This window comes from Epibacterium sp. MM17-32 (genome assembly GCF_022348205.1).
GTDB lineage: Bacteria > Pseudomonadota > Alphaproteobacteria > Rhodobacterales > Rhodobacteraceae > Epibacterium.
The window spans coordinates 93746-119186 of sequence record NZ_JAKRFC010000006.1; the positions used below are offsets into that span (position 1 = coordinate 93746).

Genomic DNA, 25441 nt, shown 5'->3' on the forward strand with positions numbered 1-25441 from the left:
CGTAGTGCCCGGCTTCGGACGCGAAAACGCGCCCCCGGCGACAGGAGCGCGCAAAGCAGTGGCTATTGTCTACGCCCTCACTGCGGCAGTGTGAAGATCTGTCCGGGGTAGATCAGGTCGGGGTCGCGAATATCGTCCTTGTTGGCCTCGAACACGCGCACATAGAGGAACCCGCTGCCGTAGCGCTCTTGCGAGATCGCCCAGAGGGTATCGCCCTTCTGCACGGTGACCGCCGCAATCGCCGGTGCCGGCCCGCCGGCCTCACTCTGTGCCGCGAGCGCCGGTTGCAACACCTCGGGCGCTTCGCGTTTGAAGGGGGTTTCCAGCCGGCTCAGCACGTTGCCCTCCACCGGGTCGATCTCATCGAGGCGCAGCGTGTAGATCCCCGGCGCGATCGCTGTCAGACTGCCCGACCAGTGGCCATCGGCACGCGCGGGAATATCCGCCACCGGACTGTTGTCCAGATAGACCCGCACCAGCGCATCCGGTCTGGCACGTCCGGCAAGCTGCACCTCGCCGGCATCGGTATATCCGATGGTGTCCAGTGCAACCTTGTCCAACAGCGCCTGCGCAACCGGGCTGGCGGGTTGCACCAGCGTGACCCCATCCCTGCCCGCGCGCAACACGGCGACAGAGACGTCGGGCTGCGGCGCTGGCTCCGGATCCGTCTCCACCGGGTCCTCGGTCGCGGTGGCGGGCGTCTCGGCGACGGAGGTCTGTGGTCCCGGCGGTGTCGCATCGCCATCTGCGGCAATGCTCGGTGTTGCTGTGCCGGTGGACGTTTGCGGTGTGTCGGGCTCAACCAGGGTGGACTCTGCGGCAACAGGCGGCGCGGTCTGCGTGTCCTGCACCCCAGCGTCGGCATCCGCCACCGTAACCGCAGTTGCGGCGCGCGGCGTTTCAGCGGTCACCGGCGCGCTCTGCACGGAGGGGGCCTCCGCTGTGGTCAGAGTGTCCTGTTGTGCCACCGCATCGTCGTCCGGCGTTTGTGGCGCGGACACGGTGTCTGTTGCGTCCACGGTGGTCTCCTGCTGCGCCGGGACCGGAGCAGCCTCGGCCACATCCGGGGCAAGCGTCTCTTCAGCCGGGGATGTGAGAGCAGCCTCCGCAACGCTCTGGCTATCCTCACCTCCGGTGGCGGGCGGCGTCACCTCTGTGACGCGGGCTGCCGCTGACGTATCTTCGTCGGTCGCGGATTCTTGCGCCAGCTCTGTTGTCGTCGCGGTCGATGACGTGGACGCGGGTTCGTCCTCTGGCTGCGGCGCTACAGCCTCGGATGTGTCGGCCACCACGAGATCAGCCGCATCGCTGTCGCCCTCCGTCGTTGCCGTTGCGCCCGGTGCCGGGTCCGCCTCCGGGGTATCATCGGTTGCGGCAATCTGCGGCTGGATCGGGGCCAGGATAAAACGGTCCTCTGACATGCGCTGCTGCCCGTCGAACCGGGCCAGCAGGGTCAGGATACGCGGCTGGTCGCTGACCTCGATGGACACAAAGGAGACAAACTCTCCCGCCTCCGGGACGGTCTGGGTGTCCAGAACCGCGCCATCAAGAAGCACCTGAACCTCGACCCCGACCTGAGCCGAGCCCGCAACGATCCCGGAGCCATCGGTTTCGAACCGGGCCACCTCCAGCACCGGCGCGCGCAGCTCAAACGCCGGTTCCGGCGCCGCGGCGACGTCTGGAACATCCTCTGGTGCGGTCGCCTCTGCGGGCGCAACCTCTGTTCGCTCCGGCTCCGGTTCGGGCTTGGCTGCGGGGGGCTGCGCCTGGTCAGCGGGCTGCGCCAGCCCCAAAGCGGCCAGCTGCCGCTGAACCCCGGTTTGCGCCGCCTCGCCGAGCCTGCCGCTCTGGGCGAGGAAGATCCCGCCGCCCACGAAGACCACCGCCGCAACCGTACCGATGGCCAGCCCGGTCCCCAGGCCTATCCCGCTTGTTTTTGTCATCTTGCGACTGGTTCCTCTGTGTCCCTTTGCACCGGCTGACTGTTTCCGCCCGCTCGGTTGAGCAAACCTAGCAATACCGCTATGAGGGGTCAAAGCACGATGTTTTCCGGGCGTGATGAGAAATCCCGTTAAAAATGAGAAAGGTGCGCCATGACTGTCACATCTGTCTGCGTCTATTGCGGCTCGCGCATGGGGACGAACCCGGCCTATGAGGATGCGGCCCGCGACCTCGGCGCGGGGTTGGCAGCGGCAGGTCTGCGACTGGTCTACGGCGCCGGGGATGTGGGTCTGATGGGCACGGTCGCCCGCGCAGCGCAAGCCGCCGGCGGCGAGACCTTTGGCGTCATCCCCGAGCATCTGGTCAGGCGCGAAGTCGGCAAGCGCGACCTGACCACCTATGTGGTCACCGAAACCATGCATGAACGCAAGAAGGTGATGCTTTACAATGCAGACGCGGTGATCCTGCTGCCCGGCGGCATGGGGTCGCTCGACGAGCTGTTCGAGGCCATCACCTGGCGCCAGCTTGGGCTGCATTCCAAGCCCATCGTGGTCCTCAACACCGCCGGCTATTGGGAGCCCTTGCGCTCACTGGCCAATCACGTGATTGCCGAGGGCTTTGCCGATGCAGCGGTTCTGGACACGCTGATCTGGGCGCAGACAGTGCCGGACGCGCTGACGGCACTCACAAAGACCCCCTGACCGCTGCACACCACCTGAACGCATCGCAAGCCTTCCGACATGACAAACCCCGCCCTAAGGCGGGGATTATCTGCTGTTTCGGAAATCCGTTCAGAAAAGCGCGGTCAGGCCGCGAGCTCATCCATCACGATCTTCTCGATCTCATCAAGCGGATGGTTGGTCAGCGTCTTGGGGATCTCGTCCTGGATCAGCGCCTGCACCTCCTTGTGCAGCTTGCCGCGCAAGCCCCCCAGCACCTGCGGTGACGCCACCAGCACCAGCGGACCTAGCTTGCCGCGATGGGCACGGGCATAGAGCAGGTCGGCAATATCATCGGCGAAGCGTTCCTTTGCCAGCTCGTGCCAGTCGGTGTCATCCAGTGCCGACCGCTGCCCAACGCCGGTGTCGGCTTTGCGGCCCGGGCGATTGGCAGATTGTTCAAGGTCGGACGGGTTGTCCTGCTCCTCTTTCTTTCTCACCTCGAAATGCGGGTTTTGCCCGTCGGTAATATTCTCAAGCAGCAGCGCCTTTTCGCTGTCCGTAACCAGAATGTAGGTGCCTTGTTCAAGCTTGCTCATGACGGATCCTCCTGTTCGTTGGCCTTGGTGACGCGGGTCGCCCCCGCTGGCCGCTCCACAGCGCGCTTTTCCTCATCCGCGCTGGCGATTTCGCGGGCCAGCCGGCCGCCGTTGCGCCCACCGTGAGAGATCGCACCCTCAGCCCCCAGAACATCCCGGGTTTCCTGATGGCCGTCCTTGGATCGCATACGCTCTGCCATGTTGAGCCTCCATTTCATTGCCGTTCACAGGAACAACGCCCGGAGACCGCCGATGTTCCACAGAGCCCGCAAAGGTCGAGGAACCTGAACATCGGCAACAAAAAGGCTCCACCCGAACCGGGCAGAGCCTTTGAATTTCACACCTTGGCCGCACTTACATGCGGGAGGCGACGTTTTCCCAGTTCACCAGGTTGTCGAGGAAGTTCGACAGATAGGCCGGGCGCTTGTTGCGGAAATCGATGTAGTAGGAGTGCTCCCACACGTCACAGCCCAGCAGCGCGGTCTGACCAAAGCACAGCGGGTTCACGCCGTTCTCGGTCTTGGTCACCTTGAGGCCTCCATCGGTGTCCTTGACCAGCCACGCCCAGCCGGAGCCGAACTGACCGGCGCCTGCGGCGGAGAACTCTTCCTTGAACTTGTCGACGGAGCCGAAGGACTCGACCAGAGCCTTTTCCAGCTCGGAGGGCATGGCGCTGTCGCCCGGGCCCATCATTTCCCAGAACTGGTTGTGGTTCCACAGCTGCGAGATGTTGTTGAAGATCCCGTTCTGCGCCACGGCATCCTTGTTGTAGGTGCCGGTGATGATGTCTTCGAGCGACTTGCCTTCCCACTCGGTGCCCGCGATCAGCTTGTTGCCGTTGTCGACATAGGCCTTGTGGTGCAGGTCGTGGTGGTATTCCAGCGTTTCGGCAGACATGCCTTTGGACGCCAGCGCATCATGTGCATAGGGAAGGTCGGGAAGTTCAAAAGCCATTTTGGCCCCCTGTCATTTAATGTTGCGTTCCTGACGGATACATGCGGTTCTGCCTCGGATTGGTCAAGTGCTTGTGCGGTAAATCGCCATTCATTTGCGCAGTTGGCAACGCCCGTCGGCACTTCCTCGGCTGGCCCCGAAGCGCTGATCCACGATCCGCGCTGTGATCCGGTTGTCGCTGCGGCTCAGGGAGAAGGTGTAGCGATAGTCCTCCGGCCTCAGACGCCCGTAGCTGCCGGGTTGCCGTGGGAGCGGCCCGATCGGCACATAATCGGACGAGGACCAGCTGACACGGACCCGTTTTGGGGTTCGGTGCTCGACCACCCCCGGGCCGCCGGAGGTCTTCACATTCGCAACATCAACCTGCTTCAGCGTCACCGCGTGCAACATCCGATCCGCGCGAAAGACGAGCTTTTCCGGGAGATAGGGATGTTGGACCAAAACCTTGTCAATGGTGCAAGTGTACGTCGCCGCTTGCGCAACGCTTGCGCCGCAGGTGACACATATCAACATTATCCATATTGACAGAGGTTTACAAATACCCACTACATTATCCTTCATTTGATACAAATACTGTCTATTAATTGTCTAATTCAAATATATACAGCCCGGATCGAAACCCGGGCTGGTCTCACATATGTCGGCCAATCAAGTGACGATTTAACACCGTTGCATGACCCCGGCGCACGCGTGCCACCCCGAGTTTGAACAGGTCACTTTCTCAGGGCGCAGGCCCCGGTGCCGCTGTCGCGATTGTCAAAGCTGGGCATGCTCACGGTGATGAAGGCCTTGCTCTTGCGTTTGTCATGAACGAGCGAGAAATCCATATCCGTGGCCAGACCGCCCTGGAATTCCACGTCGTCCACGCGCCACCGCACACGCAGCTTGGTCTGGGTGTTCTTGACGAATTTGGCCTGTTTGGGCGCCTGCTCGAAATGAACCAGGAACGGGTCCATGACCAAGGCGCTGCCGTCCGGTCTCAGATCCACGAGCACCTTTGGCGGTATGGTATTGCGACGGGTGCCATCCTTGAAATCACAGATCCAGACCTCTGCGGCGGAGGCCGTTGCGGACAGACACAGGGCGATCACGCCGGACCAAAGCCGGTTGTTGAAAAAAGACATAAAAACAGTTCCTTAAATCCTTCAGCGTGGCATGAATATGCAAACACAAAACGGCCCCGCAAGGGGGCCGCATCGTGGTTTCCAAATCTGTTGCCAATTGGCGTCAGATCAGGCGTAGACACCAACCTTGGACTGCGGATGCGCCGCCGCCTTCAGGAGGTTGAACATATACTCGCCAACCGAGCGGAAGCAGACGATATGGAACACGCCCGCCTCATCCAGCCAGAACGCGCCTGCCACCTGGGCAAAGCGGGTGCGGCGGAAGTCACCCGCCAGGAACTGGCCGTCGTCCAGATCCACCGGTGCCACCTTGGCGATCACCTCGCAGGCGGCGTCACCGCTGACCGAGAAACAGGCCCGCGCATCGGAGACGTTGACCGCCATGTGGTGCTCGCCCGCCAGATCCTCGCCCAGCTTGGCGACGACGGCATCAACGCCGTCGTAGTCCACCAGCAACAACAGTTCGTCCGGCGACATCCAGGCCGCCGCGCCCGTGTCGCCAAAGACGATCTTGCGCGTTGCCGGCACCTCGGTTCCGGTGGCGGCCTTGACCGCCGCCTGGAATTTGGCCGAGGCGAAATCGCCGCGCAGGGTGATCATGCCGCCAAGACCAGTGTCGGTGACCTTGGCCAGACCGGCGAAGCTTGCGCCGCCCAGGGCGCTTACAGCGTTAGACATTCTGCTTTTCCCCGTCCTTGTCGTAAAAGATCGGCTCCACGATCTTGGCTTTGTAGATTTTCCCATCGGTGCCGGGGAAGTCGAGGACCTCGCCCATGCGCTTGGGACCGTGTTTCACCAGACCCATCGCGATCCCGCGACCAACCGTGGCGGAGTAGTAGGTGGAGGTCACCCGGCCGATGGTGTTCTTCTGACCATTGGCGTTGGTGCCATTGCCCACCGCATAGGCGCCATCCGGCAGCACCGAACCGTCGACGGTTTCCAGACCCACCAGTTGCCAGCGGTCGGGATCAGCCATGTGGCTGCGCTGCTGTGCACGTTTGCCGAGGTAGTCCTCTTTCTTCTTCGACAGCGCCCAATGCAGGCCGAGATCCTGCGGGATCACGGTGCCATCGGTCTCGTCGCCGATCATGATAAAGCCCTTCTCGGCGCGCAGGATGTGCAGGCATTCGGTGCCATAGGGCATGACGCCAAATTCCTTGCCCGCCTCGACCAGCGCGTTCCAGAACGCCTGCCCCTCGGAGGCCGCAACCGCGATCTCGTAGGACAGCTCGCCCGAGAAGGAGATGCGGTAGGCGCGCGCCTTGAAGCCGCCGATCTCGCCATCCTTCCACTCCATGAAGGCCAGCGCCTCTTTCGAGAGGTCCATGCCGCCGCCCGCGTTTGCGTTCAGCTTTTCCAGCACCTTGCGGGCGTTGGGGCCGACCACGGCAACCTGGGCCAGCTGTTCGGTGGCATTGGTGACATAAACTTTCCAGTCCCACCATTCGGTCTGCAGCCATTCCTCCATATGGGCGTGGATGCGATCCGCACCGCCGGTGGTGGTGTGGCAGAGCCAGGTGTCCTCGTCGATGCGCGCAACCACGCCGTCGTCATCGAGGAAGCCGTTCTCGGAACACATCAGACCGTAGCGGCATTTGCCGATCTTCAGCGTGCTCATCATGTTGGTGTAGAGCATGTCGAGGAACTTGCCCGCATCCGGCCCTTTGACGATCAGCTTGCCGAGGGTGGACGCATCCAGCAGACCAAGGTTCTCGCGGGTGTTCTTGACCTCGCGATTGACCGCATCATGGACGCTTTCGCCCGCGCGCACATAGGCATAGGGGCGGCGCCAGTGGCCGACCGGCTCCCAATGGGCGCCGTTGCTGTCGTGCCAGTCGTACATCGGCGTCTTCCGCAGCGGCTGGAAGATCTCACCCCGCGCCTCGCCGGCGATCGACGCCATCGAGATCGGGTGGTACGGTGGGCGGAAGGTGGTGGTGCCGACCTGCGGGATCTCTGCGCCCAGGCTATCCGCAAGGATTGCCAAGCCGTTGATGTTGGAGAGTTTCCCCTGATCGGTCGCCATGCCCAGCGTGGTATAGCGCTTGGTGTGCTCGACGCTTTCATAGCCCTCGCGCGCAGCCAGCTGCACGTCGGAGACCTTGACGTCGTTCTGGTAGTCGAGCCAGGTTTTCATGCGCAGTTTGATGTCGGCCTTGGCGGGCATCATCCACACCGCTTCCATCGGCGCCTCAGTGAGATCAGAGGTCGCAACCTCAGCCACCGATTGCGCCGGACGTCCAGCCGCCTCTGCCGCCTTGGCACCGGCTGCTGCCGCATCCGCCATCACAGCAGAGAGCGTAAGCGGACCGGAAGCACAGCCTGCGGTCACCACAAAAGGTTTGCCGTCATGACCGGTGGGCGCACGCTCCGGATCGGGGCGGAAATGCGCCTGGGCGTCATCCCAGGTCAGCTTGCCACCGCAGTGGGACCACAGGTGCACCACCGGCGACCAGCCGCCGGACATCGCCACAGCATCGGCCTCGATCTCCTCGCGGGCACCGCCCTCGCCGTTCTGGGCGCAGATGGCGACCTTGGTGACGCGTTTGCCGTCCTTGACCTTGGCAATGGCGCGACCGCACTCAACGCGGATGCCAAGCGCGCGGACCTTGTCGGCCAGATCGCCGCCGCCGCTTTCGCGGGTGTCGAGCACGCGTACAACTTCGACGCCTGCTTCATGCAGGGAGATGGCGGTGCGGTAGGCATCGTCGTTGTTGGTGGCGACGACGACCTTCTGGCCCGGGGTCACACCCCAGTTCACCACGTAGTCGCGCATCGAAGCCGCCAGCATCACGCCCGGCACGTCGTTGCCCGCAAAGGACAGCGGACGTTCGATGGCACCTGTTGCGGTCACGGTTTGCGACGCGCGGATGCGCCACAGGCGGTGACGCGGGCCACCCTGCCCCGGCGCGTGGTCGGTCAGGCGCTCGTAGCCGAGGATATAGCCGTGGTCATAGACGCCCGCACCCATGGTGCGCGTGCGCAGGGTGACATTCTCCATCGCCTCAAGCTCGGCAACGGTCTTGGCGATCCAGGCCTCGGCGTCAAGCCCTTCGATGGTGCCACCGTCCACAGGCGTGCGACCACCCCAATAGGATTTTTCTTCCAGAACCAGAACCTTGGCGCCCGTTGCTGCGGCAGATTTCGCGGCCTGCAAACCGGCCACACCGCCCCCGATCACCAGCACATCGCAGAAATAGTAGAAGTGCTCGTAGGTGTCGGCGTCCTTCAGCTCCTTGTCGGGCGCTTTGCCCAGACCTGCGGACTGGCGGATGAAGGGCTCATACACATGTTTCCAGAAGGGACGCGGGTGGATGAACATCTTGTAGTAGAAGCCAGCGGTCAGGAAGCGGGAGAAGAACTTCGAGTTCAGCTCGCCCACGTCATATTCGAGGCTCGGCCAGTGGTTCTGCGACTGGGCGGACAGGCCCGAGAACAGCTCGGTGGTGGTGGCGCGCTGGTTCGGTTCAAAGCGGTCGCCGGACCCGAGGCCCACCAGCGCGTTCGGCTCTTCGGAGCCAGAGGCGACGAGGCCGCGCGGGCGGTGATATTTGAACGATCGCCCGACCAGCATCTGGTCATTGGCGAGAAGCGCAGAGGCGAGCGTGTCCCCGGCATAGCCCTTGAGCTTTTTGCCGTTGAAGGAAAACTCGATCTGTTTGGAGCGGTCGATGAGACGACCCTGTTTGGCGAGACGCGTGCTCATGATGCGACCCTTTCGCGGCAGGAGGTCTGGGAGCCTCCGGCGGAGGTATTTGGGAAAAGATGAAACATGGCGATCAACCTTCGAATTCGCGCCAGGTCCAGCCCGGACGTTTGGCGGAGATCTTGTCCTTGACCTCCTGCGGCGGCTCGGTGGTCTGGGCGCTGTAGGTGGCAAAGACCTCGAGCGTCTGGGTGCAGCGGGCGGCGTTGAACCACTTGCCGCAGCCGTTGACGTGACGCCACCGTTCCAGGTGCACCCCGCGCGGGTTTTCCTTCATGAACAGGTAGTCGTGGAATTCATCGTCCGAGGAGCCGGGACCAAAGCGCTTCAGATGCGCTTCGCCACCGCCATGCAGTTCGGTTTCTTCGGCTTTGACACCGCAATAGGGACATTCAAGGATCAGCATTTTGCGTGCTCCGTCGAAAGAGTTACAGCAGCGCCCTGCGCAGCCCAGATGGCAGGCAGTGTCGCGGGATAGAATGTTCGGGGAGCGGCCCCGGAGGCAGCAGCGGTCACGCCGGTTGCTGCCGCGAAGGTCACACGTCGGGGCAAACGCGTGTCGCGGGTGCGGGACACGCCACCAGCAGAGGCAGCGTGCCCCTGATGGTCAGTTGCCTTCGATGTCACCTTCGATGGCGCCGCCACCGGGCAGTTCGATGCTGACATCGGGTTCGTCAACGGGGTTTTCACCGCCAAGAACGAACCAGCCAAGGACGGCAAGCGCGACAACGACACCGCCGAGGATGAAGGCGAGCGCCCCGTTGCCGGAACCGGACGAGTGTTGCGTTTGATCTGACATGGTTGCCTCCTGCGTTTCAGTGCGTTCCGGGCTATAACGCCCGAACGAGCGCAGAAGTTCCCCGCCGCAGGCGCGGCAGACGGACCCATGGGAGACCAGAGGCGAGCGGCGCGCATCAGTGGGCCACCCCGGCTGCGACGCTCTCGTCGATGAATTTGCCTTCCTTGAAGCGCATCATGGAGAACTCCTCAGCCAGGCTCGAATGTCCCGACGCCATCAGTTCCGCCATCGCCCAACCGGAGCCCGGGATCGCCTTGAAGCCGCCCGTGCCCCAGCCTGCGTTGACAAAGCAGTTCTGCACCGGGGTCTTGGAAATCAGCGGCGAGCGGTCACCGGTCACATCCACGATACCGCCCCATTGGCGCAGCATCTTCAGGCGGCTGACCATCGGGAAGGTCTCGACCAGCGCGCGCACGGTTTCCTCGATATGATGGAAGGAGCCGCGCTGGGTGTAGTTGTTGTAGCCGTCGGTGCCGCCGCCAATGACCATCTCGCCCTTGTCGGATTGCGACATGTAGCCGTGCACCGTGTTGGCCATGACGACCACATCCATGCAGGGTTTGATCGGCTCGGAGACCAGCGCCTGCAGGGCCACGGATTCCACCGGAAGACGGAAGCCCGCCATCTCAGACAGCACAGAACAATTGCCCGCAACCACCATGCCGAGCTTGTCGCAATCGATCGCACCCTTGGTGGTATCGACGCCGACTACACGCCCGTTTTCGGTGCGCACATTGGTGACTTCGCATTTCTGGATGATGTCCATGCCCATGTCGGAGCACGCCCGCGCATAGCCCCAGGCCACCGCATCGTGACGGGCGGTGCCGCCACGTTCCTGCCAGAGGCCGCCCAGCACCGGATAGCGCGGGCCTTCGAGGTTGATGATCGGCACCAGTTCCTTGACGCGGGCAGGCTCGATCCACTCAGTCGAGACGCCCTGCAGCGCATTGGCATGGGCGGTTCGCTTGTAGCCACGCACCTCATGTTCGGTCTGGGCCAGCATGATCACGCCACGGGGGCTGAACATGATGTTGTAGTTGAAGTCCTGAGACAGGTCCTCGTAGAGGCTGCGCGCTTTTTCATAGATCGCGGCAGAGGGGTCCTGCAGATAGTTCGACCGGATGATGGTGGTGTTCCGGCCGGTGTTGCCGCCGCCGAGCCAGCCCTTTTCGATCACCGCAACATTGGTGATACCGAAGTTCTTACCCAGGTAGTAGGCGGTGGCAAGCCCATGGCCACCGGCCCCCACGATGATTACATCGTAGTGGCGTTTGGGTTCGGGTGAGCGCCAGGCGCGTTCCCACCCGCTGTGGTAGCGCAGACCTTCCCGCGCCACTGCAAAGGCTGAATAGCGTTTCATGAGCGAATCCAATGCTTCGTGTCTGCACATAGGTATGCCTGCGTTTGCGCCCCGCCCCGCGCCGTTAATCGTCGCGTTTCGTCAGGTTTGCGACATCGCCTCTGCCGCAGCCCGGGAATTGGCCGCGCCCGTCGGATCTGACGCACCCGCACCCGCGCCGCAGACGGGACAGCGGGTCGCAGCAATAGGGCTTTTTTCTGCGCGCCCGCATCTATACATGGGAACAAACGGCGGAGAGACCATGGCTTTTTGGATTTTGACCGGTGCGTTGACCCTTGTGATGGCGGGGTTTCTGGCGCTGGTGTTGCTGCGCAACAAAAACGGATCAGGCGAACCGGCGGCGGCCTATGACCTTCGGGTCTATCGCCAGCAATTGAAGGATCTGGACCGGGATGTCGCCCGTGGCATCGTCACCGCCGCTGATGCGGAACGGCTGCGCACCGAGATCTCGCGCCGCATTCTGGCCGCGGATGCACAGGTTCAGGCGGCGGAAACCGGCGCGCCGCAACCCAATGGCCCCAGCCGTGTCACTGCGGTGGTGATGGCGCTTGTGGTTGTGGGCGGCACCGCTGCGCTCTACTGGCAAATCGGGGCACCGGGCTATGGTGATTTCGGGCTCGATCATCGGATCGCCCTGGCCGAAGAGCGCGCCCGCACGCGCCCCGGTCAGCAGGAGGCAGAGGCCCGCCTGCCCACATCGCCGACACCGGAGATCGATCCGAACTATCAGCGCCTGGTCGAGGAACTCCGCACAGCCACCGCGGATCGCCCCGACGATGCACGCGGCCAGCAGCTTCTGGCCCGACACGAGGCGCGACTGGGCAATTTCAAGGCCGCGTATGAGGCCAACGCCCGCTATATTGCCCTGCAAGAGGGCGATGTTGATCCGCAGTTGCTGATCGATCAGGCCGAACTACACGTCATGGCGGCCGGCGGTTATGTCTCTCCCGAGGCGGAAGCGCTACTGTTGCGCGCCCTGTCGCAGCAGCCGGAGGATGGTCGCGCACGGTATTATATGGGGCTCCTGATGGGACAGGTCGGGCGACCGGATCGCGGTTTCCAGATCTGGGCCGAGACCCTGCGCCAAGGCCCGCCCGGCGCACCGTGGATCCGCGCGATCCAGGCCCAGATCCCCGAAATGGCGACACTGGCCGGTGTCGACTATCGCCCGATTACCCCCGGCGGCACAGCCGACGGCTCCCCCGCCCTGCCCGGCCCCAGCGCCGAACAGATGGCGGCGATGCAGGACCTGTCCGCGGAGGATCGCCAGCAGATGATCGAGGGCATGGTCTCCGGCCTAGCAACACGACTTGCCGAAGAAGGCGGCAGCCCGGCGGAATGGGCCCGGCTGATCACCGCGCTTGGCGTGCTGGGCCGTACCGAGCAGGCCCGCGAGATCTATGCCGAGGCGCAAACCCAATTTGCCGACAATGACACGGCGCTGGAGATGCTGGCCGCAGCACGCGACCGCATGGAGGCGAGCCAATGATCCACGATCTGTTTGATGAGTTCGCCGACGCCCTGCCCCCGATGACCGCACTGGTCGGGCTCGATTTTGGCGAAAAGACCATCGGCGTTGCTGTCTCCGACCGGATCGGCGCCGTGGCCACCCCGCTGGAAACGATCCGACGCAAGAAGTTCACCCTCGACAGCAATCGCCTGCTTGAGATCATCGCCGGGCGCGAGATCGGCGGCATTGTCCTGGGGTTGCCGCGCAATATGGATGGCTCCGAAGGGCCGCGCTGCCAATCCACCCGCGCCTTTGCCCGCAACCTGTCGCGTGTGACCGATGTGCCCATCGGTTTCTGGGACGAGCGCCTGTCCACCGTCGCGGCCGAACGCGCGCTTCTGGAGGCCGATACGTCCCGAAAACGTCGCTCCGAGGTGATCGACCATGTTGCTGCTTCGTATATCCTGCAAGGGGCGCTGGACCGGTTGCGCCACATGAGGAGCGGTTGAAACATGTCTGATGACGTCTGGAAACGGCAGGAAATCGAGAGCCCGTGCATCAAGCTCTGTGTCATCCACCCGGAGACACGGCTCTGCACCGGCTGCGCCCGTTCCATTGATGAAATCACACGCTGGTCCAAAATGAGCGCCCCGGAACGCGCAGAGGTGATGGCAGAGCTGCCCTCCCGCTCTGCAGCGCCCAAAGGGCGACGTGGCGGGCGCGCCGCACGCAGCGGGCGCCGCTAGGGTCAGGACGCATTCCGCCCGGGGATCGGCATTTGAAACATCGCCCCGCAGGCAGATGGCACGCGATCAGCAAGGCACTGCTGCCGCCGGCCTCAGGGATCGGCGAGCCAATGGGCCTGCCAATCCTGCATCTCGGGACGGAAGTAGGCGATCATCCGCCCCTCCCCCTCCGGCGCGGAGGCCCCCTCGGCCCAGGGAGCGACCCCATGCAGGCAGAGCCGATGCATGAGATAGGCCTCGCCCGGTTGCGCGTGAACCGTGATCCGCGGGCAGGTCTCGAACACCGCGCGCCGGGCCGCGCCATAGGCTTCGGTCACATCGACCTCATACCATTGCGCCGGATCGACCCCGTCGAAGGCGGCAGAGAATGCCGCGCGCATGATCTCGTGACTGCCTTCCCAGACCACCAGCGGCGCGGCATCTGCACTGGCACGGTTGAGCGGCACCCCAAGCACCCAGGCGTGCGGCTCCTCCACCCGGCGGCGGCGGGCATCGCCAAACATCTTTACCCCGTCCACATGGGCGGCGTCGCGATTGCGGCGATAGCCAAACGCCGCCGCGCTTTCCCCCCGCCGCGGCCGCGGATAGCCCGGGTAGATCACCGAAAGCTGCGCCGGGTGCAGCACCCCGATGCCGCCGAGGTCGGTGGCAATGAACTGAAGCGCCGGCCCCGCGAGTTCGGGCCCGCCCTGCAACCGTCCCTGCGGATCATTGGGCAAGGCATCCACGCCGATGAACCAGGTGCCCTCGCAATCGATCCAGGGCGCATGCGCGGGGTCCGCAACGGCCTTTATGCCCTGCCCGCGCGCATGCTCGGCCCAGGCCAGGGTATCATCGTTCGCCGGAAACCGGACCCAGCCCTTTTCGAAGAAATGATCGCGCGCGCCCTGCATCAGGCCGCCCGCGCCAGCACGAGGTCCAGCGCCTCTTCAACCAGCTTCGGCCCGGCGCCCTTGCGGCTGCTGCCCTCGGACAGGTGACGCCGCCATTGCCGCGCGCCGGGACGTCCGGCAAACAGGCCCAGCATATGGCGGGTAACCTGGTGCAACCGGGCGCCTTTCTGCATCTCGCGCTCGATATAGGGCAGCATCTGCCGCACCACGTCGACAGGATCGCTGGCCGATCCGTAGCCATAGATCCTGGGATCCGCCGCGCACAGCAGATCCGCCGGTTGATGGTAGGCGGCACGCCCCACCATCACCCCGTCCAGACCGCGCGCCAGATGCGCCTCCGCCTCCTCGAGCGAGGCAATACCACCGTTGATGGATATGTGCATATCGGGAAAGGCGGCCTTCATCCGGTGCACCAGATCGTAGTCGAGCGGCGGCACATCGCGGTTTTCCTTGGGCGACAGACCCTGCAACCAGGCCTTGCGCGCGTGGATGGTGACACGGGACACCCCAGCAGCGCGGATCTTCTCCAAAAACGTCGGAAGGATCTCCTCGGGAGTCTGGTCATCGACACCGATGCGGCACTTCACCGTCACCTCGACATCCACGGCCTCGGCCATCGCGGCCATGCACTCCGCAACCAGATCAGGGCTTTGCATCAGGATCGCGCCAAAGGCCCCCGATTGCACGCGGTCACTCGGGCAACCGCAGTTGAGATTGATCTCATCATAGCCGGCATCGGCGCCAAGCCGCGCGGCCTCGGCCAGCTCCTGCGGGTCGGAGCCCCCCAATTGCAGCGCCACCGGATGTTCGCTGTCGTCATGGTCCAGCAAGTGCATCGCCCGCCCCCGCACCAGAGCCGGCGCCGTAACCATTTCGGTATAAAGCAGCGTTTCTTTTGACAGCAGCCGGTGGAGATATCTGCACTCTCGCGTCGTCCAATCCATCATCGGAGCAACCGAAAAGCGAGCAGAGCGCCAAAGATCTGTTTTCAAGGTATTTTCACTCGTCATCGTCTCGTTTCCCTGGCTCGAAAACCGGCTGTCTACTGCGTATTTTTGCACGTTCTGATACCTTCCCCCCACAACTGTTGGGGATATTTCGGGGGATGTTGGGACATGCCAGTCATGGAACAAGAATACGCTGATGGTCGATGGCCTACTTGGCACAGATCGACATTATACGGAAGGGTAAGCGGTATCGCGAGATCCGGCCATTCGACAAGAAGCGGCTCATTGGGGCATGGATCTCCAACAGGTCGCAGGAGATCCGCAAGTTGATCGCCCACGGCAACGGCCAGCCACCCAAAATGAAAGGCCGGCGGCGACCGCATCCGCGTTGGCAAAAATAGTGATCACGTGCTGGTTCACGGGACGGGCGAAAGCTCTTTCACGCGCGTAAGGTTTCTCTCACGATAATTTACTGATTTTCAACATACCAAATATAGAAGATCCGCAATGTAACGATTCACACCAAAGAAGGTGCTGCTAGGATGTTCACTCGTTTACGCTCCAAGTCCAAACCTGATGCGCAGCTCAACGCTCAGGAGTTTGTGCTGAACATGATCGACAAGACACAGGCGACCATTCGTTTTCAAAGTGATGGCACCATCATCGAGGCAAACGAGAACTTCCTGTCGACCGTCGGATATTCGCTGGACGAAATTGTGGGCCGGCATCACTCCATGTTTGTTGATGAAGAATACGCGAGATCTGAAGAGTATTCGAATTTCTGGACGCAGCTTGCGGCCGGAGAGAGTTTCACTGACCAGTTTCCGCGCGTAACCAAACACGGCGACATAGTGTGGATCCAAGCCACCTATGCGCCATTGCACGACCACGAGGGCAACGTCATTGGCGTCATGAAAATCGCGAGCGACATCACCGAGCGCCAGACCGGCGTTGCAGAAATCGCCAAAGCGCTCGAAGACCTCAGCAACGGCAATCTCGAACTCACCTTTCAAAAATCAAATCTTCCGGACCTGCGGTTGATTGGTGACAATCTGGAGAAAGCGTCGCAAAGGCTCCGCGCGTCGATTTCGATGGTTCAAGAGATCTCCAGCGCGATCGAGCGCACGTCACGTGAAATTTGCGAGGCGTCCTCCGATTTGTCCAAACGCACCGAAACCCAGGCGGCGACGCTGGAGCAAACAGCGGCTGCAATGGAAGAACTGACTGCGACGGTGCGCCAGTCCGCGGAAGGTGCTTCTGAAGTCGAGGCCTCGACGGTCGAGGCAAAGAAGACCGCCGAGAATGGCGGCGCCGTGGTCGCCAAAGGGGTCGAGGCGATGGCGCGGATCGAGAGCTCCTCTCAACAGATCACCAACATCATTTCCGTCATCGACGACATTGCCTTTCAGACCAACCTTCTGGCGCTCAACGCAGGTGTCGAAGCCGCCCGCGCCGGCGAGGCTGGCCGCGGCTTTGCTGTCGTGGCATCGGAAGTGCGCGGGCTGGCACAGCGGTCTTCAGAGGCAGCCGGTGAGATCAAGGCGCTGATCACCGAAAGCTCTTCCCACGTCAAAGCCGGTGTGGAGCTGGTCGGCAATGCCGGCGAGGAGCTGGAAAAGATCATCAACGTGGTTGCGACCATCGCGGACAACATCGCTGACATTGCGCGCGGCGCATCCGAACAATCGATCACACTGGGCGAGATCAACACAGGTGTTGCCCAGATGGACAGTGTGACCCAGCACAACGCGGCCATGGTGGAAGAGACAACCGCAGCAGGGCAAACACTTGCGAGCGATGCGGACAAACTGGCCAGCAGCATCTCGAGCTTTCGAGTTGGCAAGGTGAGCACCGCGTCCGCATCCAACGACAGACCCGGCACAGAGACCCGTTTCGCAAGCTGACCTCACCGTCAGCCTGTTGGATCCCACCAAACGGGCATTGGCGGGCTGGCGATGCGTGTCGCCAGCCCTTTTTTCGTCAGCAAATATGACCGCCCACCACACAGGCGCGCATGCTGCGGATGAGGTTCTGCAACAGGTGATCGTTCGCCCCACAAAGCAGATGTTTGGCTAAGGGAGCGCGCGTTCCTTCAGGCAGCGGTGTGGCGCGGTCTCACACACTCCCCAAGACTAGCCGCCTGACACATTCAGCATTCACGATGACTGGTTCCGCGCAGGCTGTTGCTGTATCGTCCCGTTCCATGCCGAGCGTAACAATTACATTCGCGCGTGTGATGGCTCAATCGGCCGGAATGACGCTGACAAGCGAGGGGGAACTGCTCGCTGACGGACGCGTTGTTCGGCGCTTTCGTCCGGCTCAAAACGACATGATTGCGGATGTCGATTACTTCGACATCCTTGATATTGCCCGTGACTTCACGGGAGACGATGTCGCGCTTCTGACCGCATATGCCGATCAGGTTCAAACCGATCATCTCGGCGTCCTTGGGCTTGCAATCAAGACGGCGCCGAACCTGCGCGAGTCGCTACAACGCGTGGAGCGGTACTATCGTCTCGTGACGGACACGGCGGTCTACCGGCTCTGCGAGACAGGTGTTTCGGCATCTTTGATATTCGAACCACAAAGCGCGCATAACGCCACGCTTGAGTTTCGCAACGAAGGCGCGCTTGCAGGGTTCGCGCAAAATATGCGCCGCTTTGTCGGATCCGACCTTGCGTTCGAGTTTGTGTCGTTCCGTCATGCCTGCCGAAGCGATCCCGCACGCTACGCGGAGCTGTTTGGCTGCCCGGTCCGGTTTGGGGCGGATCGCGACACGATCACGATGCACGCGACCATGCTAGATCTGCCGAACCGGCTTGGTGATGCGGCTGTCTCGGATTTTGTGACAGAGCATCTCGAGGCGGAATTCGGCTCCTTGCAAGACGGCGCGTCGCTTGTCGAGACATTGATGCACCACCTCACCCCGACGCTGAGCAACGGGCGCCCCCAGGCCGCCGTGATCGCGCGCGACATGGGACTGAGTGAGCGCACGCTCTATCGTCGCCTCGCGGAGGAGGGGCTGACCTTCCGCGATGTTGTCGGCCGGGCTCAGTTGGCGCTGGCGCAGGAGATGCTGCGCACAAGCGATGTTTCCATTGCGGAAGTTGCCTTTCTGACGGGGTTCTCCGAACAAAGCACCTTTAGCCGCGCGTTCAAGCGCTGGGTTGGACAAGCCCCGGCACAATTCAGGCAGCAGCAGGCCTCCAACGTCTGATCCGCCCATGGCAGGACCGTGGCAGGTTCGGCCATGACCTTGGCAGGAACGGCCAATACCTGACGCGGTCTGGCGCCTAACATCTTCCCCAGGATCAATGGAAAACGCCGCCCCGCTCGCGCGGAGCATCGGCTGCTTCCAAAACAGGAAAGGCGTTTGGCATGGCCCGAGACACAAGCATCCGTCGACACCGTCACCATAGTGGTCTGCACACCGACCCCAAAAAGACCGGGACCGCCGGGCTGAACGACATGACCTTACTGATCCTGGTCGCTGTCGCTGCCGCCTGTCTGGCGGGCCTGGTGTTATTGCCGGTCACCATGCCGAAAGCGGCACGCCTGAGTGCCGAGGCGGTCTTTCCCGCGCCCAATGCTCCGATCGCCCCGGGCAAGAGCCTGCCTCCGGATCGGGCCTGACACCGAGGCCTCCAAACGAGTCCCCCCCGCGACACGCCACTGCAAGCGCCCACCTGCCGCACGGTCTATCGGGCACAAGGTTCGGCGGACCTGATGGGACCGCAGAAATTCAGACACCGGCCGAGGGCGCGTTGGGTCGCACATCATACTTGAACAGGGCGAACCAAAAGACTGCGGCCTCCGAGCGGGCAGATCATTGCCTAAAGCCATCAGCGCAACGCCTTTGGTGTTCTTTCTCAGCCGCGCCGCATCTGGCGCCGCAGCCGCACCTGTGCGCCCTCTGCGCGATGCGTTGTGACACCTGATCATTCTCCTGTTTCGCAGGTGCGCATCGCAAAGAGAGGTGTTTCGCGCAGATTTCACTGGTCAGAAGATGCGCGCGAACTTCTGAAACTTCTCACTATTAACAGCAGCTTGATCCAATAACCTCTATTGAGCTTGCCGCCTCCAAACGGGGCAGCGGCCGATTTTATGCTGGTTTTTCTTCGGAGCAAGGAAAGTTTAGGAACTTCTCCATACCAAGGAGTGCGAAAATTCCGAGGCGACGCCTCCCAATTCAGCGAGTGTCAGAACCGTCATGCTTTTTGGAAAGTCTAAGAAAACGCCCGTCTCCGCCTTGGATAGCAACCGACTGTTGTCCGAGATGATTGACCGGACCCAGGCGCTGATCGAATTTGAACCGGATGGCACGATCATCCGCGCCAACGAGAATTTCCTCACAACGATGGGATACGAGCTGGAAGAGATCCAGGGCAAGCATCACAGCATGTTTGTCTACCCCTCCTTTGCCAAGACGGAACGCTACACCCAGATGTGGGCCGACCTCGCCGCGGGCAAACCCTATGCGGATCAGTTTCCGCGCCTGCGAAAGAACGGTGATGTGGTCTGGATCCAGGCCACCTACGGGCCGATTCTGGATGCAGATGGCAAGGTCATCCAGGTGGTGAAGATCGCCACCGATGTCACCGGCCGTCGTCAGGAACTGCTCGGGATCGGCACCGCGCTGGAGGAACTGCGCAAGGGCGATCTCACCCATCGGCTGCCCCCCTCGGACCGCGAGGATATTCAGCGTTTGGTCAGCTCCTACAACGGCGCGGTCGAAGCGTTGCAGGACGCCATTTCCGCGGTCAACGAAGTGGCTCAGGGGGTCAACAGAACCGCGGACGAGATGAACACATCCTCTGCCGAACTGTCGCATCGCACGGAAAACCAGGCCGCCACGCTGGAACAGACCGCCGCGGCGATCGAGGAGCTGACCGCAACCGTGCGCTCTGCTGCCGATGGCGCCAAGGAGGTGGAGAGCAACGTTCAGACTGCGCGCGACACTGCCAAGAAGAGCGGTCACGTGGTTGAAGAAGCCGTCAACGCCATGTCCAAGATCGAAGCTTCCTCGGAGGAAATTGCCAAGATCATCTCTGTTATCGACGATATTGCCTTCCAGACCAACCTCCTGGCGCTCAATGCCGGGGTCGAGGCCGCACGGGCCGGCGAGGCCGGGCGCGGGTTTGCGGTGGTCGCATCCGAGGTGCGCGGACTGGCGCTGCGCTCTGCCGATGCCGCCGGTGAGATCAAGGGGCTGATCGAGCAGAGCACCAAACATGTCGCCGACGGCGTATCTCTGGTCGGGCGCACCGGCACGGAGCTTGAGAATATCATCGCAAGCGTCAACTCGATCTCCGAGAATGTGACCGAGATCGCGCGCGGGACAGAGGAACAATCCGTTACGCTTGGGGAAATCAACACCGGCATCAGCCAGCTTGACGAGGTGACCCAGCACAACGCGGCCATGGTCGAAGAAACCACCGCCGCCAGCCAGACCCTTGCCAATGACGCCAAGGAAATGACCCGCCAGATGGCACGCTTTGAAACCGGTAACGGGGCGACGCAGGTGGTGGATATGCACGCATCCGCGGGCGGCACCGCTGATCGCGCCGAACCCGCACCTCAGGCCCGCACAGGCACCGACTGAGGCCCAGGCGGCTATCAAATGAAACAGCAGCGATAAAAAGGGCGACACCCGGCCAGAACGAACGGCACCCTTGCCCTTAGAAAGGCGGCAGCGCAGCGTATGGCAGCGCACCGCAACCGCGCGTTGGAGTGAACAAACCCGGACGCACTGCGGGCGCATGGGGTTCCGGGACCGCGCGGCTCTTACGCCTCCCTTTCGCGCTTTCCCCCGGGTGGTTCGACGGTTCTGACTTCGCGGACATATTTCGCGGAGAGGCCCGACTTACCGGCCTTCGTCCCTCCCTTCAAAACCACCTGTCGCCAGGCGCATGGCCCTTCGTGACCGCTGGCGCGCCGCTCCTTGCGGTCACAATCACCGTTGCTCGCACGACGAACGAAGTGACGCCTGGCCCGGGCCTTGCGCATCTCTCCGAGGTCGCGAACCTTTGCTGGGTGGCTGCCACCGTGGCGCAGCACGATGCGACCACCATATTGCCCGCAGGCCCCCCTTTGGTACAGAAGCAACGCCTCCAGCGCTGGCGTCATCAACGCGCCGGGTCCGTCACCGGTGGCCGCACACGGTGATGCACGGTCTGTCGAACGGATGCCACGGGCTGGACGGCTTCACCCCCGGTGGCGCAGTCGCCGTGCAAACAGCCGAACGCTCCGCCCGACAGATGATCGCGAGCCCCCTCCCGGGCGATACGGCTCGGGTCATGTGTCCAACACGCGAAGGGATCTCAAACCTGCGTTAATATCATGATGTTAGACTTGAGCCGTCGGCAACTCCTTGCTGGCGTGTTGATGAGTTGGACCCCTGCACTCTGCAGGGTGGGTATGTGATTATGGCGACGATGAACTCCGGCCTGGGCGGCAGCTCAGGCTATGGCGAGAACAGCTTCAAGACCACGGGCCCGGACATCGGGGACCTCGACGACGGCAGCGTCTATGTCGACGTGACGTCCGTGTTTGGTGGCAGCGGAATAAATTTCTTCGGCACCAACTACACCGGGCTTTATATCAACAGCAACGGCCTGCTGACCTTCGGAACTGAAGAGATCGCCTATGACCCCCAGGGATTGGCGGGATATGACACGCCGGCGATCGTTCCCTTCTGGACCGACATCCATATCGGCAACGGCGGGGATATCTACTGGGACCTCGACCCTGCAGCCGGCACGTTCACCGTGACCTGGCTCGATGTTGCGCCTTATAACGGCAGCGGCAACAACTCCTTTCAGGTGGTGTTGACCGATACCGGAGGTGGCAACTTCGACATCGACTTCATCTACGAAGACATCCAGTTCAGCGATGGCTACGTCGGCGATGCCACCACCGGGGTGACCGACGGTGATGGACATGTCTACGAACTGGAAGGCTCCGGCGACGGGGCCGTGCTCACCACCTACGAAACCAACGATTTCGATGGCGGCGCCCCCGACGGCACCTATTCGATGACGGTTGTCAACGGCCTGCCCGATGCGATCGTCGTCGACGGGACAGCCGGTGCGGACAGCATGGCTCTGGGCTATACCGATGCCGAAGGCCAGGAGATCACCACGACCGACGACTACATCGATGGCGGTGACGGAGACGACACGATCGATGGCGACACCGGCGACGACACCATCGCCGGCGGCGCGGGCGACGATGTCATCCTGAGCGGCTCACACGGGAATGCCGGCGCACCTGTCTATACGGATGTCGACAACGGCGATGATCTTCAGGGCACCACCGGGCAGGATTTCTATCGCTGGACCGCGGCGCCGGGCAGCAGCGCCACCATCCGCATGAACTATACGCCCTCGGTTGCGGACGCGGGCGATGGCGTGGCAGATTATGTGGTGGTCGCGACCACCAATGACACCGGCACGCTCACGATCGGGGACTTCGATGTCGGCGTCGACAGGATCGTTCTGCCGGAGGATTACGCCGGGATATCGATCAGCGACTCCAACGGCTATGCCAGCATTACCATCACCTATGCCAATGGGAACCAACAACATTTCGGCATATACCACGATTCCAGCCCGCCGATCTCGGCCAGTGCGATTTTCACCACCGAAGCGCCGGTCACCACCCAGAGCGACGACGACACCCTCCTGGGCGGCGCCGGGGATGACACCTTTGTGCTCGAGGATCAGTTCGGCAGCGACAGTATCGATGGTGGCGATGGCACCGGCGACCAGATTGACGCATCAGGCCTGACCAGCGGCATCACCGCGACGTTCAGCGGCAGCGGCTCCGGCAGCCTGAGCGATGGGCAGGACACGCTGACCTTTGAAAACATCGAAGAGATGACCCTGACCAGCCAGTCGGACTCGGTCGATGCAAGCGCTTCTGGCAGCAGTGTTCTCCTGTCCGCAGGGGATGGCGACGATACCCTGCAGGGCTCCACGACCAACGACACACTGATTGGCGGGTTGGGCGACGATAGCCTGACCGGCAACGACGGCGACGATCTGTTTGTCCTGACAACCAGCGGCGGGCGCGACACCATCAGCGACTTTGACACCAGTGACGATGATGTCGACGGGGTCTTCAACGATCAGATCGACGTATCGGATCTGACCGGCGGCAGCGGTCCCGGTGGCGCGGTGACAACCCGTGATGTGGTGGTCAGCGACGATGGCGCGGGCAATGCGCTGCTGACCTTCCCGGGGGGAGAGGAACTGGTGCTCGGCGGCGGCATCACACCGGCAATGATGACCGGGCACGCCAATCTCTATGCCGCTGGCATCCCCTGTTTCACTGCCGGTACATTGATCGACACCACGCTGGGGCCACGTCCTGTCGAGGCGCTGAAACCGGGCGACATGCTGCCCACCGCGGATGCGGGGCCGCAACCGGTGCTGTGGGTGGGGCAAACCGTCCTCTCCCCGGCCCGGCTTCGCGACGATCCGCGCCTGTGGCCGGTGACCCTCCGGGCGGGCGGTGTCCTCGGGTTGCCGGCCCCGATCACTGTGTCGCGCCAGCACCGGCTGCTGTTGCCGACTGGCCCCGGGCGCGTCCCGCTCGGCGGCGGGCCGGAGGCCTGCTTCCTGCGCGCCAATCAGCTGCTGCGCCATGCGCCCGACCAGGCATTCGTCGACTGCCCACCCCGCGGCATCACCTATGTCCACGTTTTGCTGGCGCGCCATCAGGTGATCTTTGCCGACGGCATCGCGACAGAGAGCTTTTATCCCGGCCCCTGGTCGCTGCCGGGGCTGTGCGCACAGGCAAGATCGGATCTGCTGCGGGTCATGCCGCAATTGCAGGCGCTGTCACAGGTGCATCCGGACATCGCCCGACAGGCCAGCCGCGCGCTCTATGGCCCCCTTGCCCGCCCCGAATTGCGCTCCGGGCAGCTCCGACGGCTGTTGCGGTCCGGCTCGCAACTCGGCGCATGCGCGTGACCGCGCACAGCGTGACCTGCGACGCCGCATGGCGTTGCCCGAAGGTCTGCAACATGGGATAGACTGCGCTCATGCCTGCAACAAGGAGAGAGAACATGACCACCCCCTCCGTCGCGCTGGACACGCACCCCGACGTCGAAGGCTTCTTCGATCCGGCCACACATACCATCAGCTACATTGTCAGTGATCCCGCCACCGGTATCGCGGCGGTGATCGACAGCGTCATGGACATCGATTATGCGGCCGGGCGGATCACCCACGGTCACGCGGATGAGATCATTGCCCGTATCAAGGACCGCAATCTGCACCTTGAATGGATCATCGAGACACATGTGCATGCCGATCACCTGAGCGCCGCGCCCTATATCCAGGAACAACTGGGCGGCAAGATCGGGATTGGCGCCCGGATCATGGAAGTGCAGGAAACCTTTGGCAAGATCTTCAACGAGGGGACCCGGTTCCAGCGCGACGGCAGTCAGTTTGACCGGCTGTTTAAAGATGGCGACAGCTATATGCTCGGCGACATTCGCTGTTTTACCCTCTCCACGCCGGGCCACACCCCCGCCTGCATGGTGCATGTCATCGGCAATGCGGCTTTTGTCGGGGACACGCTGTTCATGCCCGACGGTGGATCCGCGCGCGCGGATTTCCCGGGCGGCGATGCGGGCCAGCTCTATGATTCGATCCAAAAGGTCCTCAGCCTGCCCGACGACATGAGGCTGTTCATGTGCCACGACTACGGCCCTAACGGCCGCGACATCCGGTGGGAAACAACCGTCGGAGAGGAAAAGGCGCATAATATCCATGTGGGCGGCGGCAAAACCCGCGCCGAGTTCATCCGCTTTCGCACCGAACGCGACGCGCAGCTGGCGATGCCCAAACTGATCCTCCCCTCGCTTCAGGTCAACATGCGCGCAGGCGAGGTACCCACCGATGAGGACGGACGTCCGATGCTGAAAGTGCCCGTAAACGGCCTGTGACCCCCGCGCGCGGAATCGTCGCACCCGGCTGAGGCGGACAGAGGCGCCGCCGGCCGTCATCGACGCCTCCAAAGCCTCGGCATGTGAAATTGACAGTAAAACCGCTGTCTTCTTGCGTAAAATTCGTCAATTTCACCCATAAATTTACAATACCGCGCTTCATGTCGGAAATTGATTTACAAGCAAGCCGTTATTTTCCCGATGTTTATTCACATCTTTTCAACTTTGCTTATTATCACCGCTGAGGTTGGAGAACATTTGACTCTGCGCGCGCTTCCATGTGGAGATCACGCGCAAGAGATTATTGG

Annotated in this window: 23 protein-coding genes; 10 read left to right on the top strand and 13 right to left on the bottom strand. The window is 62.5% G+C overall.

Going from position 1 to position 25441, the window contains the following annotated elements:
- Window positions 1–77: 77 nt before the first annotated feature.
- On the bottom strand, window positions 78–1943 hold the full coding sequence (locus MHM88_RS11630) for a LysM peptidoglycan-binding domain-containing protein (protein ID WP_239364816.1): 1866 nt from the start codon (window positions 1941–1943) through the stop codon (window positions 78–80).
- 150 nt (window positions 1944–2093) lie between these two features.
- Here MHM88_RS11630 and MHM88_RS11635 point away from each other — a divergent pair, with 150 nt between their 5' ends.
- Window positions 2094–2642: a TIGR00730 family Rossman fold protein gene (locus tag MHM88_RS11635; RefSeq protein ID WP_239364823.1), complete on the top strand. Its 549-nt coding sequence runs from the start codon at window positions 2094–2096 to the stop codon at window positions 2640–2642.
- Window positions 2643–2746: 104 nt separating this feature from the next.
- Here the strand turns inward: MHM88_RS11635 and MHM88_RS11640 are convergent, their stop codons facing one another.
- The 10 genes from MHM88_RS11640 to MHM88_RS11685 all read right to left on the bottom strand — a co-directional run bounded on the left by MHM88_RS11640 (window position 2747) and on the right by MHM88_RS11685 (window position 11142).
- Window positions 2747–3199 (bottom strand): host attachment family protein, encoded by a 453-nt coding sequence (locus tag MHM88_RS11640; protein WP_239319542.1) that lies wholly within the window; start codon window positions 3197–3199, stop codon window positions 2747–2749.
- Window positions 3196–3399, bottom strand: a complete 204-nt coding sequence (locus MHM88_RS11645; RefSeq protein WP_239319539.1) for a hypothetical protein — start codon at window positions 3397–3399, stop codon at window positions 3196–3198. Before MHM88_RS11645 ends, MHM88_RS11640 begins: the two co-directional genes overlap by 4 nt.
- A gap of 154 nt (window positions 3400–3553) precedes the next feature.
- Window positions 3554–4153 carry a superoxide dismutase gene (locus tag MHM88_RS11650; RefSeq protein WP_239319536.1) on the bottom strand — a complete coding sequence of 200 codons (600 nt, stop codon included), beginning with the start codon at window positions 4151–4153 and terminating at the stop codon, window positions 3554–3556.
- A gap of 90 nt (window positions 4154–4243) precedes the next feature.
- Window positions 4244–4594 carry a hypothetical protein gene (locus MHM88_RS11655; RefSeq protein WP_239364826.1) on the bottom strand — a complete coding sequence of 117 codons (351 nt, stop codon included), beginning with the start codon at window positions 4592–4594 and terminating at the stop codon, window positions 4244–4246.
- 272 nt (window positions 4595–4866) lie between these two features.
- A complete protein-coding gene (locus MHM88_RS11660; RefSeq protein ID WP_239319530.1) occupies window positions 4867–5277 on the bottom strand; it encodes a hypothetical protein in 411 nt (136 codons plus the stop codon).
- Window positions 5278–5385: 108 nt separating this feature from the next.
- Window positions 5386–5955: a sarcosine oxidase subunit gamma gene (locus MHM88_RS11665; RefSeq protein WP_239319527.1), complete on the bottom strand. Its 570-nt coding sequence runs from the start codon at window positions 5953–5955 to the stop codon at window positions 5386–5388.
- A complete protein-coding gene (locus MHM88_RS11670; RefSeq protein ID WP_239364829.1) occupies window positions 5948–8983 on the bottom strand; it encodes a sarcosine oxidase subunit alpha family protein in 3036 nt (1011 codons plus the stop codon). The genes MHM88_RS11665 and MHM88_RS11670 overlap by 8 nt, the downstream gene beginning before the upstream one ends.
- 73 nt (window positions 8984–9056) lie before the next feature.
- The gene (locus MHM88_RS11675) at window positions 9057–9389 is read right to left on the bottom strand and encodes a sarcosine oxidase subunit delta (RefSeq protein WP_239364832.1); all 333 of its coding nucleotides are present in this window, start codon (window positions 9387–9389) and stop codon (window positions 9057–9059) included.
- Window positions 9390–9590: 201 nt separating this feature from the next.
- Window positions 9591–9782 carry a hypothetical protein gene (locus tag MHM88_RS11680; protein ID WP_239319517.1) on the bottom strand — a complete coding sequence of 64 codons (192 nt, stop codon included), beginning with the start codon at window positions 9780–9782 and terminating at the stop codon, window positions 9591–9593.
- A 115-nt stretch (window positions 9783–9897) separates the two neighbouring features.
- Window positions 9898–11142, bottom strand: coding sequence for a sarcosine oxidase subunit beta family protein (locus tag MHM88_RS11685; RefSeq protein ID WP_239319516.1), 1245 nt, complete (start codon window positions 11140–11142; stop codon window positions 9898–9900).
- A gap of 241 nt (window positions 11143–11383) precedes the next feature.
- Here MHM88_RS11685 and ccmI point away from each other — a divergent pair, with 241 nt between their 5' ends.
- The 3 genes from ccmI to MHM88_RS11700 are packed head-to-tail and all read left to right on the top strand — an operon-like array spanning window position 11384 to window position 13338.
- On the top strand, window positions 11384–12631 hold the full coding sequence (gene ccmI / locus MHM88_RS11690) for a c-type cytochrome biogenesis protein CcmI (protein ID WP_239364851.1): 1248 nt from the start codon (window positions 11384–11386) through the stop codon (window positions 12629–12631).
- On the top strand, window positions 12628–13101 hold the full coding sequence (ruvX, locus tag MHM88_RS11695; protein ID WP_239319513.1) for a Holliday junction resolvase RuvX: 474 nt from the start codon (window positions 12628–12630) through the stop codon (window positions 13099–13101). The genes ccmI and ruvX overlap by 4 nt, the downstream gene beginning before the upstream one ends.
- 3 nt (window positions 13102–13104) lie before the next feature.
- Window positions 13105–13338 carry a DUF1289 domain-containing protein gene (locus MHM88_RS11700; protein ID WP_239319512.1) on the top strand — a complete coding sequence of 78 codons (234 nt, stop codon included), beginning with the start codon at window positions 13105–13107 and terminating at the stop codon, window positions 13336–13338.
- Between the two features lie 92 nt (window positions 13339–13430).
- Here the strand turns inward: MHM88_RS11700 and MHM88_RS11705 are convergent, their stop codons facing one another.
- Together MHM88_RS11705 and dusA are read right to left on the bottom strand one after the other, a co-directional pair.
- The gene (locus MHM88_RS11705) at window positions 13431–14231 is read right to left on the bottom strand and encodes a hypothetical protein (protein ID WP_239364853.1); all 801 of its coding nucleotides are present in this window, start codon (window positions 14229–14231) and stop codon (window positions 13431–13433) included.
- The gene (dusA, locus tag MHM88_RS11710) at window positions 14231–15241 is read right to left on the bottom strand and encodes a tRNA dihydrouridine(20/20a) synthase DusA (protein WP_239364856.1); all 1011 of its coding nucleotides are present in this window, start codon (window positions 15239–15241) and stop codon (window positions 14231–14233) included. Before dusA ends, MHM88_RS11705 begins: the two co-directional genes overlap by 1 nt.
- Before the next feature lie 548 nt (window positions 15242–15789).
- On the opposite strand from dusA, the gene MHM88_RS11715 reads away from it, so the two are divergent.
- The 6 genes from MHM88_RS11715 to MHM88_RS11750 all read left to right on the top strand — a co-directional run bounded on the left by MHM88_RS11715 (window position 15790) and on the right by MHM88_RS11750 (window position 25133).
- Window positions 15790–17082, top strand: coding sequence for a methyl-accepting chemotaxis protein (locus MHM88_RS11715; RefSeq protein WP_239364859.1), 1293 nt, complete (start codon window positions 15790–15792; stop codon window positions 17080–17082).
- 350 nt (window positions 17083–17432) lie between these two features.
- On the top strand, window positions 17433–18395 hold the full coding sequence (locus MHM88_RS11720; protein ID WP_239364862.1) for an AraC family transcriptional regulator: 963 nt from the start codon (window positions 17433–17435) through the stop codon (window positions 18393–18395).
- A 161-nt stretch (window positions 18396–18556) separates the two neighbouring features.
- Window positions 18557–18811, top strand: a complete 255-nt coding sequence (locus MHM88_RS11725) for a hypothetical protein (protein ID WP_239364907.1) — start codon at window positions 18557–18559, stop codon at window positions 18809–18811.
- A 577-nt stretch (window positions 18812–19388) separates the two neighbouring features.
- Window positions 19389–20780 (top strand): PAS domain-containing methyl-accepting chemotaxis protein, encoded by a 1392-nt coding sequence (locus MHM88_RS11730; RefSeq protein WP_255734606.1) that lies wholly within the window; start codon window positions 19389–19391, stop codon window positions 20778–20780.
- 823 nt (window positions 20781–21603) lie between these two features.
- Entirely contained in the window at window positions 21604–24153 is a 2550-nt protein-coding gene (locus MHM88_RS23180) for a Hint domain-containing protein (RefSeq protein ID WP_305037630.1), read from the top strand.
- Window positions 24154–24248: 95 nt separating this feature from the next.
- A complete protein-coding gene (locus MHM88_RS11750) occupies window positions 24249–25133 on the top strand; it encodes an MBL fold metallo-hydrolase (RefSeq protein WP_239364910.1) in 885 nt (294 codons plus the stop codon).
- The last annotated feature ends 308 nt before the right edge of the window (window positions 25134–25441 follow it).

Coding starts and splice junctions, on each gene's coding strand:
- MHM88_RS11640 (WP_239319542.1), bottom strand. CDS start 3,199: ATGAGCAAGCTTGAACAAGGCACCTACATTCTGGTTACGGACAGCGAA.
- MHM88_RS11715 (WP_239364859.1), top strand. CDS start 15,790: ATGATCGACAAGACACAGGCGACCATTCGTTTTCAAAGTGATGGCACC.
- MHM88_RS11680 (WP_239319517.1), bottom strand. CDS start 9,782: ATGTCAGATCAAACGCAACACTCGTCCGGTTCCGGCAACGGGGCGCTC.
- MHM88_RS11660 (WP_239319530.1), bottom strand. CDS start 5,277: ATGTCTTTTTTCAACAACCGGCTTTGGTCCGGCGTGATCGCCCTGTGT.
- MHM88_RS11705 (WP_239364853.1), bottom strand. CDS start 14,231: ATGCAGGGCGCGCGCGATCATTTCTTCGAAAAGGGCTGGGTCCGGTTT.
- MHM88_RS11670 (WP_239364829.1), bottom strand. CDS start 8,983: ATGAGCACGCGTCTCGCCAAACAGGGTCGTCTCATCGACCGCTCCAAA.
- MHM88_RS11645 (WP_239319539.1), bottom strand. CDS start 3,399: ATGGCAGAGCGTATGCGATCCAAGGACGGCCATCAGGAAACCCGGGAT.
- MHM88_RS11665 (WP_239319527.1), bottom strand. CDS start 5,955: ATGTCTAACGCTGTAAGCGCCCTGGGCGGCGCAAGCTTCGCCGGTCTG.
- MHM88_RS11630 (WP_239364816.1), bottom strand. CDS start 1,943: ATGACAAAAACAAGCGGGATAGGCCTGGGGACCGGGCTGGCCATCGGT.
- ruvX (WP_239319513.1), top strand. CDS start 12,628: ATGATCCACGATCTGTTTGATGAGTTCGCCGACGCCCTGCCCCCGATG.
- MHM88_RS11650 (WP_239319536.1), bottom strand. CDS start 4,153: ATGGCTTTTGAACTTCCCGACCTTCCCTATGCACATGATGCGCTGGCG.
- MHM88_RS11685 (WP_239319516.1), bottom strand. CDS start 11,142: ATGAAACGCTATTCAGCCTTTGCAGTGGCGCGGGAAGGTCTGCGCTAC.
- MHM88_RS11700 (WP_239319512.1), top strand. CDS start 13,105: ATGTCTGATGACGTCTGGAAACGGCAGGAAATCGAGAGCCCGTGCATC.
- dusA (WP_239364856.1), bottom strand. CDS start 15,241: ATGACGAGTGAAAATACCTTGAAAACAGATCTTTGGCGCTCTGCTCGC.
- MHM88_RS11750 (WP_239364910.1), top strand. CDS start 24,249: ATGACCACCCCCTCCGTCGCGCTGGACACGCACCCCGACGTCGAAGGC.
- ccmI (WP_239364851.1), top strand. CDS start 11,384: ATGGCTTTTTGGATTTTGACCGGTGCGTTGACCCTTGTGATGGCGGGG.
- MHM88_RS11725 (WP_239364907.1), top strand. CDS start 18,557: ATGGCCCGAGACACAAGCATCCGTCGACACCGTCACCATAGTGGTCTG.
- MHM88_RS11675 (WP_239364832.1), bottom strand. CDS start 9,389: ATGCTGATCCTTGAATGTCCCTATTGCGGTGTCAAAGCCGAAGAAACC.
- MHM88_RS11730 (WP_255734606.1), top strand. CDS start 19,389: ATGCTTTTTGGAAAGTCTAAGAAAACGCCCGTCTCCGCCTTGGATAGC.
- MHM88_RS23180 (WP_305037630.1), top strand. CDS start 21,604: ATGGCGACGATGAACTCCGGCCTGGGCGGCAGCTCAGGCTATGGCGAG.
- MHM88_RS11635 (WP_239364823.1), top strand. CDS start 2,094: ATGACTGTCACATCTGTCTGCGTCTATTGCGGCTCGCGCATGGGGACG.
- MHM88_RS11720 (WP_239364862.1), top strand. CDS start 17,433: ATGACGCTGACAAGCGAGGGGGAACTGCTCGCTGACGGACGCGTTGTT.